Here is a 19,026-nt window from a genome sequence, read left to right as displayed (position 1 = left end):
AAGGCGATTGCAACCCACACGGAATCGCGTAAACATCACAACTAGCGGATTGTAGCCGCCCTACAAAACCAAGGTTTCAACTAAAGTCGCAGTCAAAGATGTTTGCAACGAAGCCAGCGCATCATTAAATGCCGACAAACTCAATTTCTCTGTCGCCGTCGCCAGACATTGCGTGACGCCATCACCTTCTGAAACATATGGTTCCAATTGTGCCAATACAGTATCCGCAGGATCAAGAAAAGTCACCTGCTGTGCCGCAGTTTCGAAAAAAGATTTCAACCACGGAAGATGCGTGGAAGACATTGTCATCACATCCAATGTCGGATATTGGCTAAGTAGTTGCGTAATAAAATCACTCACAGTTTTTTGTGTGAATTCCGGATTATTAAGAAAATCAAAATTCTCTACCAGATCAACTAATGACGATGCATTGCTCAAAACCACGCTGTCATGTTGCGATGTGTTCCTTGCGACGTAAGCTTGCATCGCCGCGCTGGTTACCATGGATTGCACACCCAAAATCGCTACGTGTTTAGAAACAGATTTTTCCAAGGCTTCACGCACCGGAGGAAATACACCAATAACGGGTACAGAGACCGCCTTGCGCAAGTCATCAAGAACAACGATGCTCGGCGCGTTTGATGCTAACACTACGGCTTCACAGCCTTGACGTTGCAAATATTCTGTCGCGGCTCGTACAGATTGCAGTAATTGTTGCGGTGTCTTTGTGCCATACGGAAAACTAGCCCGATCAGCAAAATAGACAATATCTTGAGATGGGAAGCGACGACGGACTCTTTCTACGATAGCGTAGCTACCGATACCCGCATCAAAAACACCTATAGGGCGATGAAGTTTCATTATTGAGTAACACCTAAAATTAATCTAAAAGATCAGTAGCGGGATCCGACACACTGACCTGACAGCTTTTGCCGTGCTTTGTACAATGAATCTGAAAGTCAAAATTTCAATGCATGTGCAAAAAATTTTATCAAAGTATAAAAGGAATGAAGATGTTTGAAAAACTAAAATCTTTGCTGATAACCAACAATGCCCGCTTCAGAGAAATTCATCACGCCTCCGAAGGCAATAGTGAAAAAGTTGCCGCCGTGCGTGGAACGGAAGTAGGACAAGGGGCCAAAGCCATGCTCTGTCGCGCCAAAGAAGATGAGAACATCCTGGTCCTTGCGGTTTTGCCGGGCGATAGAAAACTGGATTCTAAAAAGCTAGCGCAAGCAATACCCTGCATAAAAATCACACTTGCCGTATCTGCAAAGACCAATCAGAATTGGCTGGCGATCTAAAAAACATTTTCATTTAATAATTTTCTGCCTAAAATGAAAATTCTCGTTTTGCGGAGAACTTGCTATGTCACGAATTATTGTGTTGTTACTTCTCGGCATGTTTTTTTCGCACGCTCACGCTGAAGGCGTCAATCTCAAATTCTGCTACGAAGACGACTCGGTCTACCCCTGGATTACCGGAACCAATGAAGGCTTAGTCATTTCGGAAATTCATATGATAGAAAAAGAGGTGGATATGCAGTTTGAGCTAATACGTCTACCTTGGAAGCGTTGTCAGAATGAGGTAAAAGAGGGGCGTATTCATGCAGTAATCGCAGCCAGTTTCAATAAAGATCGTGCTAAGTGGGGTAGCTATCCAGTCGATTCCAAGGGAGGGCTCAATAAGGAATTGAGTCTGTTTACGGATAGCTTTCTCATTTATCGTCGATTTGATAGCGCGATACGGTGGCAAAACCACCGCTTTGAAAATTTGAGTAAGCAAAGCGTTGGCGTACAACTCGGTTATAGCGCAGGCAAAGATCTGGAAGAACTTGGCTATCAAGTCACTTATTTGCCAACCAGCGAAGATCTGGTCGCGGTTCTCAAATCTCATTCTTTGGAAGTCATCGTATTACAAAATTACGAAGCACAAAGACTGCTTACACTGAATCCCGATTTAGAAAAAATTATGGTAAAAGAAGCTGAACCTGTCAAAGTGGCAGAGCAATTTCTCTTATTTAATACCTCTTTTTATAATACGAATGCTTCACTTGTACAAACAATTTGGGAAGCAGGTGCGAAGGTACGTAAGAGCAAAGCGTTTAAGGATGCGCGCGCAGTCTATTTAAAAGAAAAATAGTTTTAGCCCGTATATTGCAACTTAAACGAAGTTTAGCTCTATGCCATTTCCTAACGGATCATTGAAAAAAATTTGCTGTTGAGTCGGAAAATCCTCGGATGCGGGGATTTCTGCAAGTCGATAAACGATGCCAGCCTGATGCAACTTCTCTTGCATCGCCTGACTGTCTAAACAATTAAATGCAACGTGATCAAAACTAGTTTTTAATTCAGATTGCCGTTGCTCGCCATGACGTATCTCAGACAAATGTAAAACTGCCTGATTACCGGCATACAGCCAAAATCCATAACTATTGAGGGCAGCACGCGGCCCCACTTTAAGTCCTACAAATTCACAATAAAAATCTTTGAGCAGAGCTATGTTTTCGCGATCTGCACGCAAATTATAGTGACTCAATGACATCGCTGACATGCTAACCTCATACTTCCTGTTTTATGACGATGTTATGGTGTATCAGTGATCGGCCCTGTTGATCGCTTTGTCGATCATCTTAAAACGCATTTCCTGTTCACTTCCACTGGCTGCCTGATCGTCAGTGTTCGCTGGCTTAGGATGAACAAAACCCTGAGTATCGTTGAGTTTAAGGTGTTTAGTCGTTGAATTTTGATCGGTGCATTCAGTATCAGAGAAAACGGTTTTACCGTTAATCATACAACGACGTACGCCAGATTCAACGGTCACTGGTGCGCGCACTCCACTGCTCTCTTGACCTGGTAAATTTAATTCTTTAACCCCGGATGCTTTCTGTAATTCATTGCCGATGACATTTGCCGATTTTCCCCAGCGTGTCCAGACTTCCTGAAACGGCAAATGACCGTAGCGTACCGTATATAGCAAGGTCATACCGGCGGCTGCCAAAGTCATAAAAAATACAGATACCCAAATTAAACTGATACCACGTTGACGGTGTAAATTCATGGAAGTTCTGCGTTGTTCATACGTTTAACAATAACCTCTGTGCGTCTTTGCAGGTAGCCAGAGCCTTGGTTTTTATCGAAGTAACGGGGTTTCGGTAACATCACGGCCAAGCGTGCAGCTTGTGCAACACTTAGGGCCGAAGCACTAATATGGTAATAATGCTGCGACGCAGCTTCTGCACCAAATACACCCACCCCCCATTCTACCGAATTCAAGTAAATCTCTAAAATTCTTTCTTTACTCATACACGATTCCAGCATGTAGGTAATGATGAGCTCCTGCCCTTTACGCAAATAGCTGCGCTCGCCAGACAAAAACAAATTTTTAGCCAGTTGTTGCGTGATGGTAGAACCACCTGAAACGACCTTACCCTTCTTTTGATTTTTCTCATAAGCCTTTTGCATCGCTTCCCAATCAACACCTTCGTGATCAACAAAGCTGTCATCCTCAGAAGCAATGACGGCGCGCTTCAGATTATTAGAAATACGATTGTAAGGAACCCATTGATGCTGCAATTTCGCATCTGGATTTTTTTCTTGCAAGACGCTGAGCTGATGGCGCATAAAGCTCGTCGACGATGGATTGAAATTCACCCACCAGGCGATCTGCAGAAAAAAATAGGCCTGCAATAACAGCACCAATAACAGCGGCACTCCGACTAGCCAAAAAACAAGACGACGAAAGATTTTCATAATTTAAATAAAGACTTCAAGCAAACTTCAAGCAGGTTTTGAAGCGGGCAATTCTTCACGCAGATTTGCTAATACCGTTGACGTCTGCGGACGCACGCCACGCCACACAAAAAACGCCTCCGCGGCTTGCTCTACCAGCATGCCCAATCCATCACGGCATATTGCGCCTGATTGTTCCGCAAAGCGTAAAAAGGCGGTTGGTTGCGCACCGTACATCATGTCGTAGGCCAAGGTTTGTGGGCTGAATAGAGTAGCTGATATAGGCGGAACATCGTCATTCAGGCTAGCGGAAGTTGCATTAATAATGACATCAAAATGGCCTGCCACATCCAAAAAACTGGCGCAATCAACTTGCGCATCAGGTAAAAAATCATGCGCGATTTTTTGTAAATCCTGTGCTTTAGAAAGTGTGCGATTAGCAATCGTCAATGATACGGGCAATTGCTCCAACAGCGGTAATACTGCACCGCGCGCAGCACCACCGGCACCTAGTAACAAAATACGTTTACCAGACAGGTTGATGCCAGCATTGTTGACAATATCAGCGACCAACCCCATTCCATCAGTGTTATCTCCGATGATGTGATCGGTATCAAATTTCAAGGTATTGACTGCGCCAGCCGCCGCTGCGCGCGGTGTCAACTTGCTTGCCAGCGCATAAGCTTCCAGCTTAAATGGCACCGTCACGTTAGCGCCTCTTCCGCCTTGCTGACGAAAGGCTTCTATACTCGCGACAAAACCGTCAATTGGTGCGAGTAGACGTTCGTATCTCATCGTTTGCGCCATCTGCTGTGCAAAAGCAGCATGGATAGCAGGAGATTTGCTGTGCGCAATCGGATTGCCAATCACCACATACTGATCGGTTCTTTCCGATTCGGCTTCACTTACGTTATGAGGTAAGTGCGTATTCAACTTTTACCTCCGCGCAATTCGGTTTCCAGTTGTTCGTCGCGGGTAAATTTGAAACGGGTAATCACCACCCATAAATCATCTTTGTCCGTCGAACGCATGTTTTGCGGGAATTTTCCGAACGGTGCAGCGTGTCTCACGATGCGCAACGCCGCTTTATCAAGGGCCTTGCTACCGGAGGATTTTTCTATGCGCGGGCCGCCATCTTTTTCGTAGATTGTGCCATCCTGAAAAATCGGGATATACACAATCAATTCGCCATACAACTTTTTGCCTTCTTTTTGCGGAAAATGCACAGTACCAAAATCTTCTATGCGTTTTTGCATTTCTTTGTAATACATCGCATAACCGACTTTTTGCGTGCTCGGTGTAATGAAGGTTTTACGAGGACGTTTGTTCTGATCTTCGATAGTTTGAGAAATCTCCGCCGCCATCCTTGCCAAGGCTTTGGTCGTGTTTAAATCATCGTCGCCCTTTGCAGGTGAACGACTATCGTCGAGTCGACGTTTATCCTGTTGTGGCAAACGGAATTTTTCTTGCTGCTTAGCTTGATCCAGCAACTGCTTTTGCTGTTGCTCCAGTTCTTCTATGCGCTTGGTCGCGGCACGGACATTATCGCCATCCTCGCTTTTTTGCATATCGGGTAGCGGTGACTTACTACGTCCTGTATCGTTCGCTCCGCCACCATCCAGATCTGCTTGTGCCAATGCCTCCGCCTTTAAAGGCTTTTTATCGTGTTTGGAATTCACCAAAATCACTTCTAAGCCTGGATCAGCGGCCTTGGTTTCTGCAGTATCAGGGACGACGAAATGAACCAGCATCAAAACCGCGTGCGCCATCACGGAAATCGTGATGGCGATAGTCAGTATCAAATTATCGAAAATAGATTTCAATGGTATGTTACCTGTCTTATTGTTGATCTCAGGTTGGACACTATCCAACAATTATGGCTGCGAATTTTCTTGAGAAGCAGTAATTTCTGGGTTAGCCGAAATACCATCTTCGTCATTCTCAAATTCTGGTTGCGTATCATTGACAACATCGCTGACAACCTCGCTGTCCGCAGCATTGGCAGCTTCAGCTTTCGCTTCTTGCTCCAACTCCGCTTCTAATTCTTCTTCCATACCCTCATCCTCACCAAGTTCAGTGACGGTATTCAAGACTTCCAGCAAACGTGCCTCAACGCTGAGATCGACTTCATCCCAACGCAAAATATCCAATTTCACTTGTGCACCACGCGCCGTTTGCGGCATCCCCGGTAAGCGTATCACGAGTGGGATATCGACCAGTCGCAAAATTTCATCTTTCAGCACTACCGCATCGACCTGACGTGCGCTTTCTTGTTGCAACCAGCGCAGACACCAGTAACGTTCCATATTATTCTGGAAATCAGCATACGCAGAATAAGCTGCATCAAAGCCAGAAACAATCGCAAACAGATCAGCGTCTTTCGGTTTGAAAGTGGCAACCAAAGGCGCGGTAATGCCGTGTTCGACGCAAGCGATAATCTGCCATTGATTGACCAGATCGGTGTAGCGACGCAATGGTGAAGTGCTCCATGCATATTGATCAACGCCTAGTCCCTGGTGCGGTGCTGCGTGGGTCAGCATGCGCACTTGCATACGTCCGGCCCAACCGCCCTGTCCACGTCCACCAGCGACGCCTTGGGCTCGATAGATACCCGGAATGCCGTGATCCGCCATCAGCTTACCCCAGGTGCTGTTCGCGAAAATCATCAGCTCAGCAACCATTTTGTCTAGCGGTGCGCCACGCTTACGGCGCACGATGCTGACCACATCATCTTCTACATAGAAATTAAAATCGACGCGATTAGTTTGCTCTGGTTTCATGCCAAAACTTTCGCGCTTTGCCATGCGGCCTTTTTCTAATTCCAGCGCCCACTTCCAGATGTGGGCAATTTCGGTTTTGTGCGGATATTCTCCGGCGTTATTTGCCAGATTTTCTTCCGTAACCAAGGCATCCAGATCGTTATGACGTAAATTCGACGCCATCGGTATCGCTTCAACTTTGGTTTCTGTTGCTATGACTGACCAGTCGTCGGTATTAATCGTAGCGTACAAAGACAAAGCAGGACGGGTCTGTCCTGCACCAAGCGTATAAGTATTGACCAGATCATCTGGCAACATCGTAATTTTGTCACCCGGCATATACACCGTCGACATACGGGCACGTGCAATTTGGTCAATCGCGTCACCACGTTGTATGCCTAATGCTGGTGCTGCAATATGGATACCCACACGTAGCTTGCCGTCACCGAGTTCCACTACGGAGAAGGCATCATCAATTTCGGTCGTGGTGACGTCGTCAATAGAAAATGCCTGCACATCCGCAACTGGTAAATCAGTAGGCAATGCAGGAACCTGGATTGCTGGAAAAGCGACACCTTTGGGAAAATTCTCAAAGTGAAATTTCGCCAGATGTAAATCTTTTGGACTACTGATACCACCTACCGCCAGCATCAAACGCTGTGCTGAGGTTTGCATCACATCGCAAGCTTCTGCCAATGCTTTGTATTCAATGCTGTTTTTATCCGGTTTAAACAATAACTGCAACGCCAATGCTTTCATTGCGTCTGGTAACTTGTTTTGTTTTAAGTCTTCTACATAACCCGCTTGAATCAGCAATTGTTGCTTCTTTTTTTCGATACCAGCCAATGCTGCTTTGAGTGAAGCCTCTGGTGCCGCTTTGTAACGACCACGGCCTTTTTTGTAGAAATACACAGGCGCAGAGTGCAACGCAAAAATCAATCCAGCCGCTTCTACCGGATGTGGCGCATGGCCAAAGTATTCGGCGCCCAATTCAGCAAAGCCAAATTCTTCTTGCCCTGCCACTTCCCATAAGAATTCCAGGTCAATTTCCGTCGCTGCTGCCTTTGCTTGCTCAAGCAACGTGGCTGGATCAGGGGCAGTAAATTGCAGCAACACGTCTTTCGCTTTGATCTTGCTACGCTTACCGCTCGCTAACTCTACCTGATAGGCTTCGCCTGCCTGAGACAGCACACTACCTGCTTTAAAATCGCCGGATTCTTCAAAAAATAAATTCATTCAAGACTTCTTTATAAACATCTGTGTTTGCAAACCGTTGCGCATCTGACGTCATTCACGCCAACCATTTGCTGTATTGTAGGGAGCATCTTTCACTCCCCTCCTATATTTCAATTTTTTTATTTCACCGTATAGCTTTATGCAGTGCGGACAAGCGGCTCTTGCTGCGATAATTCAAGCGGCGCTTTCTCTTTGAGCGTCAAACTGGAAATGGTCGGCAAAAACACCTCGGTCACCAATAAACAAGCTCCTTTACGCCAGAATAAAGACCTTCTGGCAGGCAAGCTAGTAGCAGTAACTTCAGGTACTTCACGTTTAATTCTTTGCATCAAAGGATGACTTGCATGCAAACGGGCATACGATAAAACACCGCGCTTAACCAAAGGATCATTAAACAAAGTACTACCAAGCGACTTTTCACCAAGAGCACGAAACAAGGGCCACTGACTTGCTGTAGCGGACAATGGCACTACCGTATGACCGTAGATCATTGCCACCCCGTCACAACGCAACAACACTTCACGCTCATGCACTTTGGCTGGACGTGATAACCCGATTTCGACAAACTCATCCACAAGACAGCGGCTCTGCTTTTGCGACAAACGCTGTACTCTGAATTGCTGACAACGCGCCACCAACCTTGCGGTCAATGAATTACGATTACACAACCAATCCTGCATCGCTGGTGAGGTCTCAACAGTGTTGACATGCTCAACCCAATGCGCAAGCGCAGAGCGACGTATCGCTTTGCTACAGTTTGGCATTGAAACATCACGCATGAGCTTGTTTGCCATCACAAAATGCCATTAACTGATCAAACATGTCGGCAAATTCTGCCAGACCGTGATCACTGCCCTGAATAATTAATTGCTGCGCGCCCTGATAAAAGGTAACCATTTCGCGCCAATCGAGAACTTCATCACCAGTGGCTGCCAATAAAAAGTAGCGTTCCGGTTGAGTGATGTCAGCGATGGCTAAAGCGCGTAATTCATCGACGTATTCTGCTTTAAATTCGAACACTTCATCGCTATGGTAATACGTGGTAACACCAACATAGCTTTCTAATTCACGTGGCGGTTTCACCGCAGGGTTAACCAGCATCGCTTTGCAGCCATATTTTTCAGCCAACCAGGTGGCATAATAACCGCCCAACGAAGAACCAATGATGGTGACATCAGCCGGATCAGTACCGTCTAAGATTTGTTCTGCTTGCGCGATCGCCATAGCAGGTGACGGTGATAAAGCAGGACAAAAAAATTCTGCAGCACGTCCAATGCGCTGCATATATTCTTGCATCCTGCGCGCCTTGAACGAACTTGGCGACGAACGAAAACCATGCAAATACAAAATCATACTGAGCCTGCCTCAGGGTGATGTTTAGCTTTGAGCGCAGTCAATATTTTTTGATGAACGCCACCAAAACCGCCATTACTCATCACCAACACATGATCACCAGGGCGTGCTACCGCCACAATCGCTTCGACTAATTCTGGTAACTGGTGGAAGCTCTGTGCCTTATTACCAAGCGGCGATAAAGCTTCCGCCAGATCCCATCCGAGCGCGTCTTTGCCTTCGTGTGCACCGAAGCCAAACACCAAATCCGCTTCTTTCAGACTATCCGGCAAGGCTTGTTTCATGGTACCGAGCTTCATGGTATTTGAACGTGGTTCTAACACAGCCAGAATACGAGCAGTACCAAGCTTGCGCCGCAAACCAGCCACGGTGGTGGTAATCGCCGTCGGATGATGGGCAAAATCGTCAATCACAGTCACACCATGCTCAACGCCACGGATTTCCATACGGCGTTTGACGTTAACAAATTCAGCCAGTGCAGCAATCGCGATCGCAGGCGTAACGCCGACATGGCGCGCTGCGGCAATCGCTGCCAGCGCGTTCTGACGGTTGTGTTCGCCATTCAATTGCCAATGCACAGTGCCTTGCAACTCATTATTAAAGTACACATCAAAATCTTCACCCTCGCTCAACACCAGACGCCACGCCTGATCCTGACCAAAAAATTCTTTTTCACTCCAGCAGCCACGCGCTACCACGCGTGCCAGCGACTCATCGTTGCCATTCACAATTAAACGACCGACACCCGGAACAGTACGAACCAAATGATGGAATTGTGTTTCTATCGCTGTCACGTCAGGAAAAATATCGGCGTGATCATATTCTAAATTATTCAGAATGGCGGTTTTGGCGTGGTAATGGACGAACTTACTACGCTTATCAAAAAACGCCGTGTCGTACTCATCGGCTTCAATGACAAAAAAGTCCGAGGATTGCTTTCCGTGCAGACGCGCAGAGATACCAAAGTTCAACGGAACACCACCTATCAAAAAGCCCGGTGCGTATCCCGCGTATTCAAGTATCCAGGTTAACATCGCTGATGTGGTCGTTTTGCCATGCGTACCAGCCACGGCAAGAACCCACTTATCACGCAAAATATGCTCCCCCATCCATTGCGGACCAGAAACATAAGGCAAACCACGGTTCAGAATTTCTTCCATTAAAGGATTACCGCGCGAAACCACGTTACCAATGACATATAAATCAGGTTCCAGCGCCACTTGTTCCGCCCCAAAGCCTTGCGTCAGTTGTATGCCTTGCGCCTCAAGCTGAGTACTCATCGGCGGATAGACGTTAGCATCACAGCCGGTGACGGTGTGCCCGGCTTCTTTTGCTAAAACAGCAAGTCCACCCATAAAAGTGCCGCAGATACCTAAGATATGAATATGCATAATTTCACTTATTTTCAGAATCCCGTAATTCTACCTGAGAGCTGCGTGGTTTCCCTATGCACGAAGGGATAGATCTTGAGTTATGATGCCAACATGATGATCCACACTCCTACCGAAGCTGAAGCATTGCGAGCAGAAATCGCCGCACTTGCCGCCCGCATGATTGCGGAAGACGGCGCCGATTACGCCTCTGCCAAGCGCAAAGCAGCCAAACAATTACTTGGCAATCAAAAACTCAAAGGCGATGTCTTGCCGGATAACGAGCAAATAGAACAAGAAGTTCGCGAATACAACGAATTATTTTTCGGCGACACACAACCTCAACGACTTTTGCAATTAAGGCAACTCGCTGCAAAGTTAATGGCAGAGCTTGAGCGCTTCAATCCCTATCTGGTCGGCTCGGTATTAAATGGTACCGCTGGCGCTCATTCGGATATCTATTTACACCTATACACAGACAACAATAAGGATGTTGCCATCTTCTTATTAAATAAAGATGTGCAGTTTGAAGTCTCGGAAACATTTAATAAGCGCAACGAAAGCATAGAAACCCTGAGTTTTATGTTTGAAAACGAAGGCGTTCATCTGGTGCTGCATGACCACGATGCAATCCGCAGTGGAAATGGCAAGGGTATAGAACGCGCCAACCTGAACGCCTTGCAAGCCTTAATCGCGTCTGAAATCTAACATTCATAGAAGCTGAGTTAATGATGAACAAAATGATGAACAAAAAAATAATCTCGCTCGCCGCCATCATGGCAGCACTGGGTCTGAGTCTTGGAATTTACGCCGGGAACCTAAATACCACTCCAGAAACGCCTCAAGACAAGGCCGTCGCACAGTTGCTCGCGAAAACACTGCCAGACAGCGCAGGCAAGCCGCAAGCACTCAATCAATGGCAACATCACTTCCTGGTGGTGAATTTCTGGGCAACCTGGTGCGCGCCTTGTGTACAGGAAATGCCTGAATTATCTGCCTTACAAAAAGAATTCAAAGGTAAATCGACGCAAATCATAGGCTTAGGCATCGATAGCCCAAGCAATATTGCCGAATTTACCAAGAAATACAATATTAGCTATCCCTTATATGTGGCAGGCATGGACGGCAGCGAACTGTCACGACAAATGGGCAACCAGGCTGGCGGTCTGCCTTTTACCATCTTAATTAACGCCGATGGCAAAGTCGTCAAAAGCTATCTTGGACGACTGAAGATGGACGAGCTACGTGCTGACATCACCAAATTTTCTGCGGAAAAGTCAAAGTAAGTCGTTTTTTCCTTGCCAATCTGTAGCCATTAGCGGCAAAATGCGGCCATCTTCGTCAAATTGAATCCGACTATGGCACGCAAACTGCTGCTACTGAATGGCCCCAATCTGAATTTACTCGGCACCCGTGAGCCTGCTACCTATGGCGCGACGACTCTAGCCGAAGTGGAAGCAGCTGCCCATGCGCAAGCACAAGCAGCAGGTGCCGAATTGACATTTTTTCAGAGTAATCATGAAGGTGCTCTAATCGATCGCATTCATGCAGCGCGCCTCGAACAGGTTGACGCCATCGTCATCAATCCCGGCGGTCTGACACATACCAGTGTCGCATTACGTGATGCATTGGCTGGCGTCGCCATCCCGTTTATCGAAGTTCACATCTCCAATATCCATGCGCGGGAAGCCTTCCGTCACCATTCCTTTTTATCATCAATCGCGAAAGCTGTGATTTGCGGATGCGGCACTGACGGTTATCGCATGGCAATTGATTTTTCTCTAAAAAATATCTAATTTCTTTTAACTTCGCTTAAATAACGTACATTTTCATTTATTTTAATGTACAATCCGCAATCCGGCAGCATTGCAAGAACTTCAGAATCGTTCTATATTGCGCCCTTCAGATAATTCAGAACTACTTTTTTAAGGGGATTACACATGGATTTAAGAAAACTCAAGACCCTGATTGACCTCGTTGCAGAATCGGACATCGCCGAACTCGAAGTAACCGAAGGCGAAGGCAAAGTCCGCATCGTTAAATCTTCCGCATTACCCCAAAACCAAGTGGTGATGATGCAGCAGCAACCGCAAGCGCATCAACCAGCAGCACCAATGGCTGCAGCGCCAATGCCAGCAGCAGCGCCAGTCGCAGCAATTCCAGAAGGTCAGATCGTTAAGTCACCAATGGTTGGCACGTTCTACCGCTCCTCTTCTCCAGGTTCCGCTCCGTTTGTTGATATCGGCAAGCAAGTCAACAAAGGCGACACTCTGTGCATTATCGAAGCAATGAAATTATTAAATGAAATCGAAAGCGATTTCGACGGCGTGATCAAACAAATTCTGGTCGAAAATGGTCAGCCGGTTGAATACGGCCAACCACTGTTCGTCATTGGCTAATCCGGGCTAGCGTGTTCAATTTACTGACACCAAGAGCTGCAACCATTGCCACAGCAAAGTTAAATCATGTTTGAAAAAATTCTTATCGCCAATCGTGGTGAAATCGCGCTCCGTATTCAGCGCGCATGCCGCGAAATGGGTATCAAAACCGTGGTTGTGCATTCTGAAGCCGACCGCGAAGCAAAATATGTCAAACTCGCCGATGAATCTGTCTGCATCGGCCCAGCGCCATCGAATCTGAGCTACCTCAGCATGCCTGCGATTATCAGCGCAGCTGAAGTGACCGACGCACAAGCAATCCACCCTGGCTACGGTTTCTTGTCCGAAAACGCCGACTTCGCGGAACGGGTAGAGCAATCTGGCTTTGTCTTTATCGGGCCACGTGCAGAATCTATCCGCCTGATGGGCGATAAAGTATCCGCCAAACACGCGATGATAGAAGCTGGCGTCCCTTGTGTACCCGGCTCTGAAGGCGCATTGCCTGACGATCCTAAGGTTATCTTCCAAACCGCACGCAAAGTTGGCTACCCTGTCATTATCAAAGCAGCAGGTGGTGGTGGTGGTCGCGGTATGCGCGTCGTGCACACAGAAGCAGCCTTGCTTAATGCAGTCACGATGACCAAGGCAGAAGCTGGCGCGGCATTTGGCAATCCGGAAGTGTATATGGAGAAATTCCTGGAAAACCCACGTCACGTGGAAATCCAGATTCTCGCCGATCAGCACGGAAATGCAATCTGGCTAGGCGAACGCGATTGCTCTATGCAACGTCGCCACCAAAAAGTGATCGAAGAAGCACCAGCACCAGGCATTCCACGCAAACTGATAGAAAAAGTTGGTGATCGTTGCGCTGCTGCCTGCCGAAAAATCGGCTACCGCGGTGCTGGTACATTTGAATTTTTGTACGAAAACGGCGAATTCTATTTCATCGAAATGAATACCCGCGTTCAGGTTGAACATCCGGTGACAGAAATGATCACTGGCGTGGATATCGTACAAGAACAGATCCGCATTGCTTTCAACGAAAAATTGCGTTTCAAACAAAGTGACATTACGATCAAAGGTCACTCGATTGAATGTCGCATCAACGCTGAAGATCCATTTAAGTTCACACCATCGCCTGGTCGCATTACGTCCTGGCACACACCGGGTGGGCCTGGCATTCGTGTCGATTCCCATGCTTATGCAGGTTACTTTGTACCGCCTAACTATGACTCCATGATAGGTAAAGTGATTTCCTACGGCGAAACGCGCGAACAAGCGATACGCCGCATGCAAATCGCATTATCAGAAATGGTTGTAGAAGGTATTCAGACAAATATCCCGCTGCACCGAGAATTAATGATTGACGCACGCTTTATCGAAGGCGGCACCAATATTCACTATCTGGAACATAAACTGGCAGACATGCCAGATTTGTCGAAGAAAAATAAGTAAAGCTTAAGACCTCGTAATACAGGGGCACAAAGGGCACAGAAGGATTAGAATAGAGTGTATTCTTTATATCAAATCCCGATGTTGCCCTTTGGCGTTTTCTCTGTGCAACTTGCATTAGGTGTATTGGTTTTAACGTAGGAATAGAAAGTAATAGAAAGTAATAACATGGCTTGGATAGAAATTGTCATCGAAGTAGCACGTGCTCATGCTGAGCCTTTATCAGACGCTTTGATGGATGCTGGCGCCTTATCAGTTTCCGTTGAAGATGCAGACGAAGGTACAGAAGACGAAAAGCCCTTGTTTGGCGAGCCTGGTATGGAACCAGATGAAACTGCATGGGATCGTAGTCGCGTTGTTGCATTAGCTGAAGTTGACAGTGACCATGCAAGCATTGTTGCCGAAGCAGCAGCAGCCATCTCCCTGGCAGCAACACCAACTTACACCACTCGTCCAGTCGAAGAACAAGACTGGGTGCGCCTGACGCAATCACAGTTTGCGCCTATCCATATCGGCAAAAACATCTGGGTTGTCCCTAGCTGGCACGATGCCCCGGATGCTGATGCACTGATATTGGAATTAGATCCGGGTCTGGCATTTGGTACCGGCAGCCACCCCACTACCCGTCTCTGCATGGAATGGCTGGAAGCGCACGCACCAAAAGATTTAAGCGTATTAGATTACGGTTGTGGCTCAGGCATTCTGGCGATGGTCGCTAAAAAATTGGGCGCAAGTCATGTGGTCGGCGTGGATATCGATCCACAAGCGATTGAATCAGCAAAATACAATGCCGAACGCAATCAATGCGACATTGAATACGCATTACCGGCCGAATTTGGCGAGGCACACCCGGCTTCTGAGAAATTCAATGTTGTTGTGGCGAATATTTTATCTAGCCCACTCAAATTAATGGCGCCGATGCTGGCCGGGCGCGTAGCGGCCGGTGGCTCTTTAATCTTATCCGGTGTGTTAGCGCGTCAGGCGGAAGAAGTGGCGGCCGCTTATGCACCATTTATTCAACTCAGCGTCTGGGCAGAGCATGAAGGTTGGGTCGCTTTGTCTGGTCAGTTAGCAGGATAATTCTAATGGCACTAGCCACTCGCTGCCCCCACTGCCAGACTACTTTCAGAGTCGCCAATGACCAACTGAAATTGCATGCCGGCCTGGTGCGCTGTGGCTCGTGCCAGCAAACCTTTAATGGTGTTGAACACCTGATTCCACTTGATACCGCCAAAGCGGCAGTTGGCATCACAAGAAGCAATCAGACGACTCCTGCACTGGAAACAAACACCAAATCTGAACCTGCCGCAGCACAAGACGAAGTACATACTATTCATCAACGCCCGGTTCAGGAACAACCGCCAGCGGAAGTCGAAAATATTGTCGAGCATACAGAAGCGTTTGATGAATCGTTCTCTATTCTGCCGCCAGATGATGATGAAGATCACGCTGACCCCGCGCACAGCGACAAGTTAGTAAGTCATGGCGCAGAAGTCAGTGAACAAGTTGAACAATTAAGCGAAACACGCGCTCCGAAAAAAAAAGTGCCCGAAGAAGTGCTGCCCGATTCAGCCGCATCACTCGATTTTGATCTTGGTGAAGACGAAAATGATCCAAGCATCCATGCAACGCCACCAGCCAATCTGGCGACAAAAGCAGAACTCGATACCAAAGCCGCCCTCCTCGATTCCACCGATGCGGCATGGTCTGTTACTGATACGGCAGAACATCCAGATCCTGAAATAGATCGAGCGAATGCCACAGATGATGAACTGGCATCACTGCGCTTCGCTTCCGATGCAGCAGATGAAGAACCGCGCGAACCTTACATTGGCGAGGCAGAGGCCGCACTGGCGCAACATGCGGCACTTTCCGAAGATTCGGTCAGCGATGCCGTAGAAGATGTGAGAGCGGAAGACAAGCCAGATTTTGTACGGAAAGCCGAACGCGAACAAAAGCGCGGACGCATAGTACGGATAGCAATGCTGCTTTCTTGTTTGATTTTGCTACCAGCCTTATTACTGCAATTAGCATATATTTTCCGGGTGCAGATTTCCGCTAACTTCCCAGAAGCACGTCCGGTACTGACGCAAGCCTGTGGTGTCATCCATTGCCAGATTGGTCTGCCAGCGCAAATAGAACATATCACGCTGGAATCGAATGAGCTGGAATCACCGCCACCCGATGCAAAGGCTTTTGCACTGACCATGCAACTGCAAAATAACGGCACAACGGTGCAGACATGGCCGCACGTCGAACTGGTTTTAAACGACGAAAAAGACAAGGCCGTGCTGCAAAAAGCCTTTGCCCCGTCAGACTACCTGAATGATAAAAACGCCCTGAGCAAAGGCTTTGCGCCTAAGAGCCAGCAAAACATTAAACTCTATTTTGAATTACCTAAGCTGAAAGCTTCCGGTTACCACGTCAGCGTATTTTATCCATAAAACCCTGTAGGTCTGACCGTGGAACAGTCACTATCTTAAGAGTGAAATTAAAAGCGGATCTCCAGCACCGCAGTGCACGTGATCCGCTTTTTATGTTGCTTGGGTAGCCCTACGGTATTAGTGCTTTTTGTGTAAAGCCAGCGCCAACTGCGCACCGACTTTCGCATTATTTTTGACCAGCGCAATGTTCGTCACCAGACTACGGCCGCCAGTCAGCTCTTTTATTCGGCTCAATAAAAATGGTGTGACTGCTTTGCCAGCAATCCCTTGCTGTGTCGCCTCTTGCAAAGCTTGCGCAGTGATGCCATCAATTTCATCTTTAGGCATCGCCTCAGACTCCGGAACCGGATTAGCGACGACTATCCCTCCGCGCAACCCAAGATTCCATTTGGCGTGAATAAAGTCCGCCTGTTCATCAGCAGTATCCAATTGAAAATCGGCGCGGTAACCACTATCACGAGTAAAAAATGCCGGAAACGCAGCTTGCCCAACACTGACGACAGGTACTCCGTGGGTTTCCAGGTATTCCAAAGTCAAACCCAAATCTAGAATAGACTTAGCACCAGCACACACGACCGCAACCGAAGTACGGGCTAACTCTTGCAAATCTGCAGAAATATCAAAACTGGTTTCAGCACCGCGATGCACACCACCAATACCTCCAGTAACAAATACTGAAATACCAGCCAATTCTGCACAAATCATGGTCGCCGCCACTGTTGTGGCACCGAGTTTTTTACTGGTCAATACATACGGCAAATCACGGCGGCTGACTTTTAATGCATCTTTGGATTGTCCCAGCAGTTCTAATTCCGCATCTGAAAGACCGATGTGAATTTTTCCATTGATGATTGCAATCGTTGCCGGAACCGCGCCCTGTTCGCGAATAATGGCCTCAACCTCGCGTGCGGTCTGCACGTTTTGCGGATACGGCATGCCATGGGAGATGATGGTTGACTCTAAAGCGACGACTGGCTTACCAGACAGTTTGGCAGCACGGACCTCTTCAGAAAAATTCAAATAGGATTGCATGATGTTTCCTCGTTAAATAATGATGGGTGCAAAGTTTGCGCAACCGTCGTTGTTGTTCTTACCGTGATCGCAGCCATTTTCAGCCCGCGTTGGCAGGCCAGAAAGATGTCATCTGCTACTTCATTGAGTGACCAGCAAACGCCTGCGGTAAAAGCATCGCCAGCACCAGTGACATCTGCCACTTCAGCAGCCCCGACATCTTCAGCTTTGCAAAACGTCCAATCATCACGATGCAAACTATTGCTGAACAATACGCCTTCAGCACCTAAAGTGACAATCACATCTTGTACACCTTGCGACTGCAAATGACGTCCAGCCTCAATAATTTCTTCATGGTGAGCGAAAACACGCCCACTGCGCTGCTCCAGCTCACCCTGATTTAATATTAACAAACGTATGCCGCTGAGCTGCTCCGGCAAACGCGCCATTTTAGGCTGGGACACTGCGACGATCACAAGAGGATGTTGATTCTGCTTCGCCTCATCAATCAACAATTGAATACTATCGGAAGGTAAATTCATATCAACAACGGTCAGGACGGCATTCGCACGTTGTTGCTGACGACTGAGCAAGAAAGCCGGCGTCAACGCTTCACACAATTCCATGTGCGCCATCGCTAACACAAGATCACCGGTATCACTCAATAAAGCGGTATAACTACCACTCAATTCACCTTTGACTTGCAGGCTTGCGGACACATCAATACCGACCGAGTCGGCCTGCGCCAGTAAACTCTGTCCTGCACCATCATCACCAACTGCACACAACAGTCGCACTGAAGAACCGAGCCTGGCGAGGTTTTCAGCAATATTGCGCGCCACGCCACCAAAGCTCTCATCCTGACTGACCGGATTAGAGGTACCCATCTGTAATGGCGCTTTACTACGCAATTTGCGATCGATATTTGCACCACCTATACAAATAATCGGGCGACCGTCAGGTAATACATAAGCACGCCCCAGAATGCGACCGTCCTTTGTTAAATTAGCGACATAACCAGCGACCGCTGAACGGGATAATTGCAATTGCTGCGCAAGCTCTTGCTGTGAAATATAGGGGTTTGCGCGTATCAATTCAAATAGCAGATCCCTTTTTGATATTGTTTTATTCATGAGCGCGGCATATGGAAGGACGATAAGGGACTAAAAAAGACTGACTAAGGGAAAACCTATGGAACAATTGTTTAGGACAATAAACATTTGTTTTAAAACTGTCAATCTGGATTGCGAATAATGAATTTCTAGTTAATTTTAAATATATCCACATAAAAT

At 47.3% G+C, this 19,026-nt stretch carries 21 protein-coding genes; 9 read left to right on the top strand and 12 right to left on the bottom strand.

Features of this window, described 5'->3' with window-relative positions; translation table 11 throughout:
* Nucleotides 1–60: 60 nt before the first annotated feature.
* Nucleotides 61–861 (bottom strand): glutamate racemase, encoded by an 801-nt coding sequence (locus tag ACO0KY_RS02750; RefSeq protein WP_423043999.1) that lies wholly within the window; start codon nucleotides 859–861, stop codon nucleotides 61–63.
* Nucleotides 862–1,013: 152 nt separating this feature from the next.
* Between ACO0KY_RS02750 and ACO0KY_RS02745 the strand changes: the two genes are divergently transcribed.
* Both ACO0KY_RS02745 and ACO0KY_RS02740 read left to right on the top strand, forming a co-directional pair.
* Entirely contained in the window at nucleotides 1,014–1,304 is a 291-nt protein-coding gene (locus tag ACO0KY_RS02745) for a YbaK/EbsC family protein (RefSeq protein WP_423043997.1), read from the top strand.
* A 64-nt stretch (nucleotides 1,305–1,368) separates the two neighbouring features.
* Nucleotides 1,369–2,142 (top strand): substrate-binding periplasmic protein, encoded by a 774-nt coding sequence (locus tag ACO0KY_RS02740; protein WP_423043995.1) that lies wholly within the window; start codon nucleotides 1,369–1,371, stop codon nucleotides 2,140–2,142.
* A gap of 21 nt (nucleotides 2,143–2,163) precedes the next feature.
* Here the strand turns inward: ACO0KY_RS02740 and ACO0KY_RS02735 are convergent, their stop codons facing one another.
* The 9 genes from ACO0KY_RS02735 to mpl form a co-directional block, all read right to left on the bottom strand.
* Complete coding sequence (locus tag ACO0KY_RS02735) at nucleotides 2,164–2,553, bottom strand: diguanylate cyclase (RefSeq protein WP_423043993.1); 390 nt, start codon at nucleotides 2,551–2,553, stop codon at nucleotides 2,164–2,166.
* A 42-nt stretch (nucleotides 2,554–2,595) separates the two neighbouring features.
* Nucleotides 2,596–3,060 carry a hypothetical protein gene (locus ACO0KY_RS02730; RefSeq protein ID WP_423043991.1) on the bottom strand — a complete coding sequence of 155 codons (465 nt, stop codon included), beginning with the start codon at nucleotides 3,058–3,060 and terminating at the stop codon, nucleotides 2,596–2,598.
* Nucleotides 3,057–3,752, bottom strand: a complete 696-nt coding sequence (gene mtgA / locus ACO0KY_RS02725; protein WP_423043989.1) for a monofunctional biosynthetic peptidoglycan transglycosylase — start codon at nucleotides 3,750–3,752, stop codon at nucleotides 3,057–3,059. Before mtgA ends, ACO0KY_RS02730 begins: the two co-directional genes overlap by 4 nt.
* Nucleotides 3,753–3,779: 27 nt before the next feature.
* The gene (gene aroE, locus ACO0KY_RS02720) at nucleotides 3,780–4,664 is read right to left on the bottom strand and encodes a shikimate dehydrogenase (protein WP_423043987.1); all 885 of its coding nucleotides are present in this window, start codon (nucleotides 4,662–4,664) and stop codon (nucleotides 3,780–3,782) included.
* Complete coding sequence (locus ACO0KY_RS02715) at nucleotides 4,661–5,554, bottom strand: TonB family protein (protein ID WP_423043985.1); 894 nt, start codon at nucleotides 5,552–5,554, stop codon at nucleotides 4,661–4,663. Before ACO0KY_RS02715 ends, aroE begins: the two co-directional genes overlap by 4 nt.
* Nucleotides 5,555–5,605: 51 nt before the next feature.
* Nucleotides 5,606–7,726: a ribonuclease catalytic domain-containing protein gene (locus ACO0KY_RS02710; RefSeq protein WP_423043983.1), complete on the bottom strand. Its 2,121-nt coding sequence runs from the start codon at nucleotides 7,724–7,726 to the stop codon at nucleotides 5,606–5,608.
* A gap of 137 nt (nucleotides 7,727–7,863) precedes the next feature.
* Nucleotides 7,864–8,520 (bottom strand): chorismate--pyruvate lyase family protein, encoded by a 657-nt coding sequence (locus ACO0KY_RS02705; protein WP_423043981.1) that lies wholly within the window; start codon nucleotides 8,518–8,520, stop codon nucleotides 7,864–7,866.
* Nucleotides 8,498–9,079: a YqiA/YcfP family alpha/beta fold hydrolase gene (locus tag ACO0KY_RS02700; RefSeq protein WP_423043979.1), complete on the bottom strand. Its 582-nt coding sequence runs from the start codon at nucleotides 9,077–9,079 to the stop codon at nucleotides 8,498–8,500. Before ACO0KY_RS02700 ends, ACO0KY_RS02705 begins: the two co-directional genes overlap by 23 nt.
* A complete protein-coding gene (mpl, locus tag ACO0KY_RS02695) occupies nucleotides 9,076–10,470 on the bottom strand; it encodes a UDP-N-acetylmuramate:L-alanyl-gamma-D-glutamyl-meso-diaminopimelate ligase (protein ID WP_186911012.1) in 1,395 nt (464 codons plus the stop codon). The genes ACO0KY_RS02700 and mpl overlap by 4 nt, the downstream gene beginning before the upstream one ends.
* Nucleotides 10,471–10,563: 93 nt before the next feature.
* On the opposite strand from mpl, the gene ACO0KY_RS02690 reads away from it, so the two are divergent.
* The 7 genes from ACO0KY_RS02690 (at nucleotide 10,564) to ACO0KY_RS02660 (ending at nucleotide 16,723) form a co-directional block, all read left to right on the top strand.
* Complete coding sequence (locus ACO0KY_RS02690) at nucleotides 10,564–11,157, top strand: hypothetical protein (protein WP_423043977.1); 594 nt, start codon at nucleotides 10,564–10,566, stop codon at nucleotides 11,155–11,157.
* Nucleotides 11,158–11,192: 35 nt separating this feature from the next.
* On the top strand, nucleotides 11,193–11,735 hold the full coding sequence (locus ACO0KY_RS02685) for a TlpA disulfide reductase family protein (RefSeq protein ID WP_186911013.1): 543 nt from the start codon (nucleotides 11,193–11,195) through the stop codon (nucleotides 11,733–11,735).
* 72 nt (nucleotides 11,736–11,807) lie between these two features.
* The gene (gene aroQ, locus ACO0KY_RS02680) at nucleotides 11,808–12,245 is read left to right on the top strand and encodes a type II 3-dehydroquinate dehydratase (protein ID WP_423043974.1); all 438 of its coding nucleotides are present in this window, start codon (nucleotides 11,808–11,810) and stop codon (nucleotides 12,243–12,245) included.
* 144 nt (nucleotides 12,246–12,389) lie between these two features.
* The gene (accB, locus tag ACO0KY_RS02675; RefSeq protein WP_423043972.1) at nucleotides 12,390–12,848 is read left to right on the top strand and encodes an acetyl-CoA carboxylase biotin carboxyl carrier protein; all 459 of its coding nucleotides are present in this window, start codon (nucleotides 12,390–12,392) and stop codon (nucleotides 12,846–12,848) included.
* Nucleotides 12,849–12,914: 66 nt separating this feature from the next.
* Nucleotides 12,915–14,282 (top strand): acetyl-CoA carboxylase biotin carboxylase subunit, encoded by a 1,368-nt coding sequence (gene accC, locus ACO0KY_RS02670; RefSeq protein WP_423043970.1) that lies wholly within the window; start codon nucleotides 12,915–12,917, stop codon nucleotides 14,280–14,282.
* A 165-nt stretch (nucleotides 14,283–14,447) separates the two neighbouring features.
* The gene (prmA, locus tag ACO0KY_RS02665; protein WP_186911017.1) at nucleotides 14,448–15,359 is read left to right on the top strand and encodes a 50S ribosomal protein L11 methyltransferase; all 912 of its coding nucleotides are present in this window, start codon (nucleotides 14,448–14,450) and stop codon (nucleotides 15,357–15,359) included.
* Nucleotides 15,360–15,364: 5 nt separating this feature from the next.
* Complete coding sequence (locus ACO0KY_RS02660) at nucleotides 15,365–16,723, top strand: DUF3426 domain-containing protein (RefSeq protein WP_423043968.1); 1,359 nt, start codon at nucleotides 15,365–15,367, stop codon at nucleotides 16,721–16,723.
* 117 nt (nucleotides 16,724–16,840) lie between these two features.
* On the opposite strand, the gene ACO0KY_RS02655 is transcribed toward ACO0KY_RS02660, so the two are convergent.
* Together ACO0KY_RS02655 and ACO0KY_RS02650 are read right to left on the bottom strand one after the other, a co-directional pair.
* Nucleotides 16,841–17,755 carry a pseudouridine-5'-phosphate glycosidase gene (locus ACO0KY_RS02655; protein ID WP_186911019.1) on the bottom strand — a complete coding sequence of 305 codons (915 nt, stop codon included), beginning with the start codon at nucleotides 17,753–17,755 and terminating at the stop codon, nucleotides 16,841–16,843.
* Nucleotides 17,740–18,867, bottom strand: a complete 1,128-nt coding sequence (locus ACO0KY_RS02650; protein ID WP_423043966.1) for a carbohydrate kinase family protein — start codon at nucleotides 18,865–18,867, stop codon at nucleotides 17,740–17,742. Before ACO0KY_RS02650 ends, ACO0KY_RS02655 begins: the two co-directional genes overlap by 16 nt.
* Between the last annotated feature and the right edge of the window lie 159 nt (nucleotides 18,868–19,026).

This window comes from Undibacterium sp. Dicai25W, assembly GCF_049340505.1.
GTDB lineage: Bacteria > Pseudomonadota > Gammaproteobacteria > Burkholderiales > Burkholderiaceae_D > Undibacterium > Undibacterium jejuense.
The sequence above is the reverse complement of the archived record's forward strand: the minus strand, read 5'-3'. Positions and strand labels throughout refer to the sequence as shown.

Excerpts from the sequence above, each read along its gene's own strand:
- ACO0KY_RS02750 (WP_423043999.1), bottom strand. The coding sequence starts at position 861 with ATGAAACTTCATCGCCCTATAGGTGTTTTTGATGCGGGTATCGGTAGC.
- ACO0KY_RS02745 (WP_423043997.1), top strand. The coding sequence starts at position 1,014 with ATGTTTGAAAAACTAAAATCTTTGCTGATAACCAACAATGCCCGCTTC.
- ACO0KY_RS02740 (WP_423043995.1), top strand. The coding sequence starts at position 1,369 with ATGTCACGAATTATTGTGTTGTTACTTCTCGGCATGTTTTTTTCGCAC.
- ACO0KY_RS02735 (WP_423043993.1), bottom strand. The coding sequence starts at position 2,553 with ATGTCAGCGATGTCATTGAGTCACTATAATTTGCGTGCAGATCGCGAA.
- ACO0KY_RS02730 (WP_423043991.1), bottom strand. The coding sequence starts at position 3,060 with ATGAATTTACACCGTCAACGTGGTATCAGTTTAATTTGGGTATCTGTA.
- mtgA (WP_423043989.1), bottom strand. The coding sequence starts at position 3,752 with ATGAAAATCTTTCGTCGTCTTGTTTTTTGGCTAGTCGGAGTGCCGCTG.
- ACO0KY_RS02710 (WP_423043983.1), bottom strand. The coding sequence starts at position 7,726 with ATGAATTTATTTTTTGAAGAATCCGGCGATTTTAAAGCAGGTAGTGTG.
- ACO0KY_RS02705 (WP_423043981.1), bottom strand. The coding sequence starts at position 8,520 with ATGGCAAACAAGCTCATGCGTGATGTTTCAATGCCAAACTGTAGCAAA.
- ACO0KY_RS02700 (WP_423043979.1), bottom strand. The coding sequence starts at position 9,079 with ATGATTTTGTATTTGCATGGTTTTCGTTCGTCGCCAAGTTCGTTCAAG.
- mpl (WP_186911012.1), bottom strand. The coding sequence starts at position 10,470 with ATGCATATTCATATCTTAGGTATCTGCGGCACTTTTATGGGTGGACTT.
- ACO0KY_RS02690 (WP_423043977.1), top strand. The coding sequence starts at position 10,564 with ATGATGATCCACACTCCTACCGAAGCTGAAGCATTGCGAGCAGAAATC.
- ACO0KY_RS02685 (WP_186911013.1), top strand. The coding sequence starts at position 11,193 with ATGAACAAAAAAATAATCTCGCTCGCCGCCATCATGGCAGCACTGGGT.
- aroQ (WP_423043974.1), top strand. The coding sequence starts at position 11,808 with ATGGCACGCAAACTGCTGCTACTGAATGGCCCCAATCTGAATTTACTC.
- accB (WP_423043972.1), top strand. The coding sequence starts at position 12,390 with ATGGATTTAAGAAAACTCAAGACCCTGATTGACCTCGTTGCAGAATCG.
- accC (WP_423043970.1), top strand. The coding sequence starts at position 12,915 with ATGTTTGAAAAAATTCTTATCGCCAATCGTGGTGAAATCGCGCTCCGT.
- prmA (WP_186911017.1), top strand. The coding sequence starts at position 14,448 with ATGGCTTGGATAGAAATTGTCATCGAAGTAGCACGTGCTCATGCTGAG.
- ACO0KY_RS02660 (WP_423043968.1), top strand. The coding sequence starts at position 15,365 with ATGGCACTAGCCACTCGCTGCCCCCACTGCCAGACTACTTTCAGAGTC.
- ACO0KY_RS02655 (WP_186911019.1), bottom strand. The coding sequence starts at position 17,755 with ATGCAATCCTATTTGAATTTTTCTGAAGAGGTCCGTGCTGCCAAACTG.
- ACO0KY_RS02650 (WP_423043966.1), bottom strand. The coding sequence starts at position 18,867 with ATGAATAAAACAATATCAAAAAGGGATCTGCTATTTGAATTGATACGC.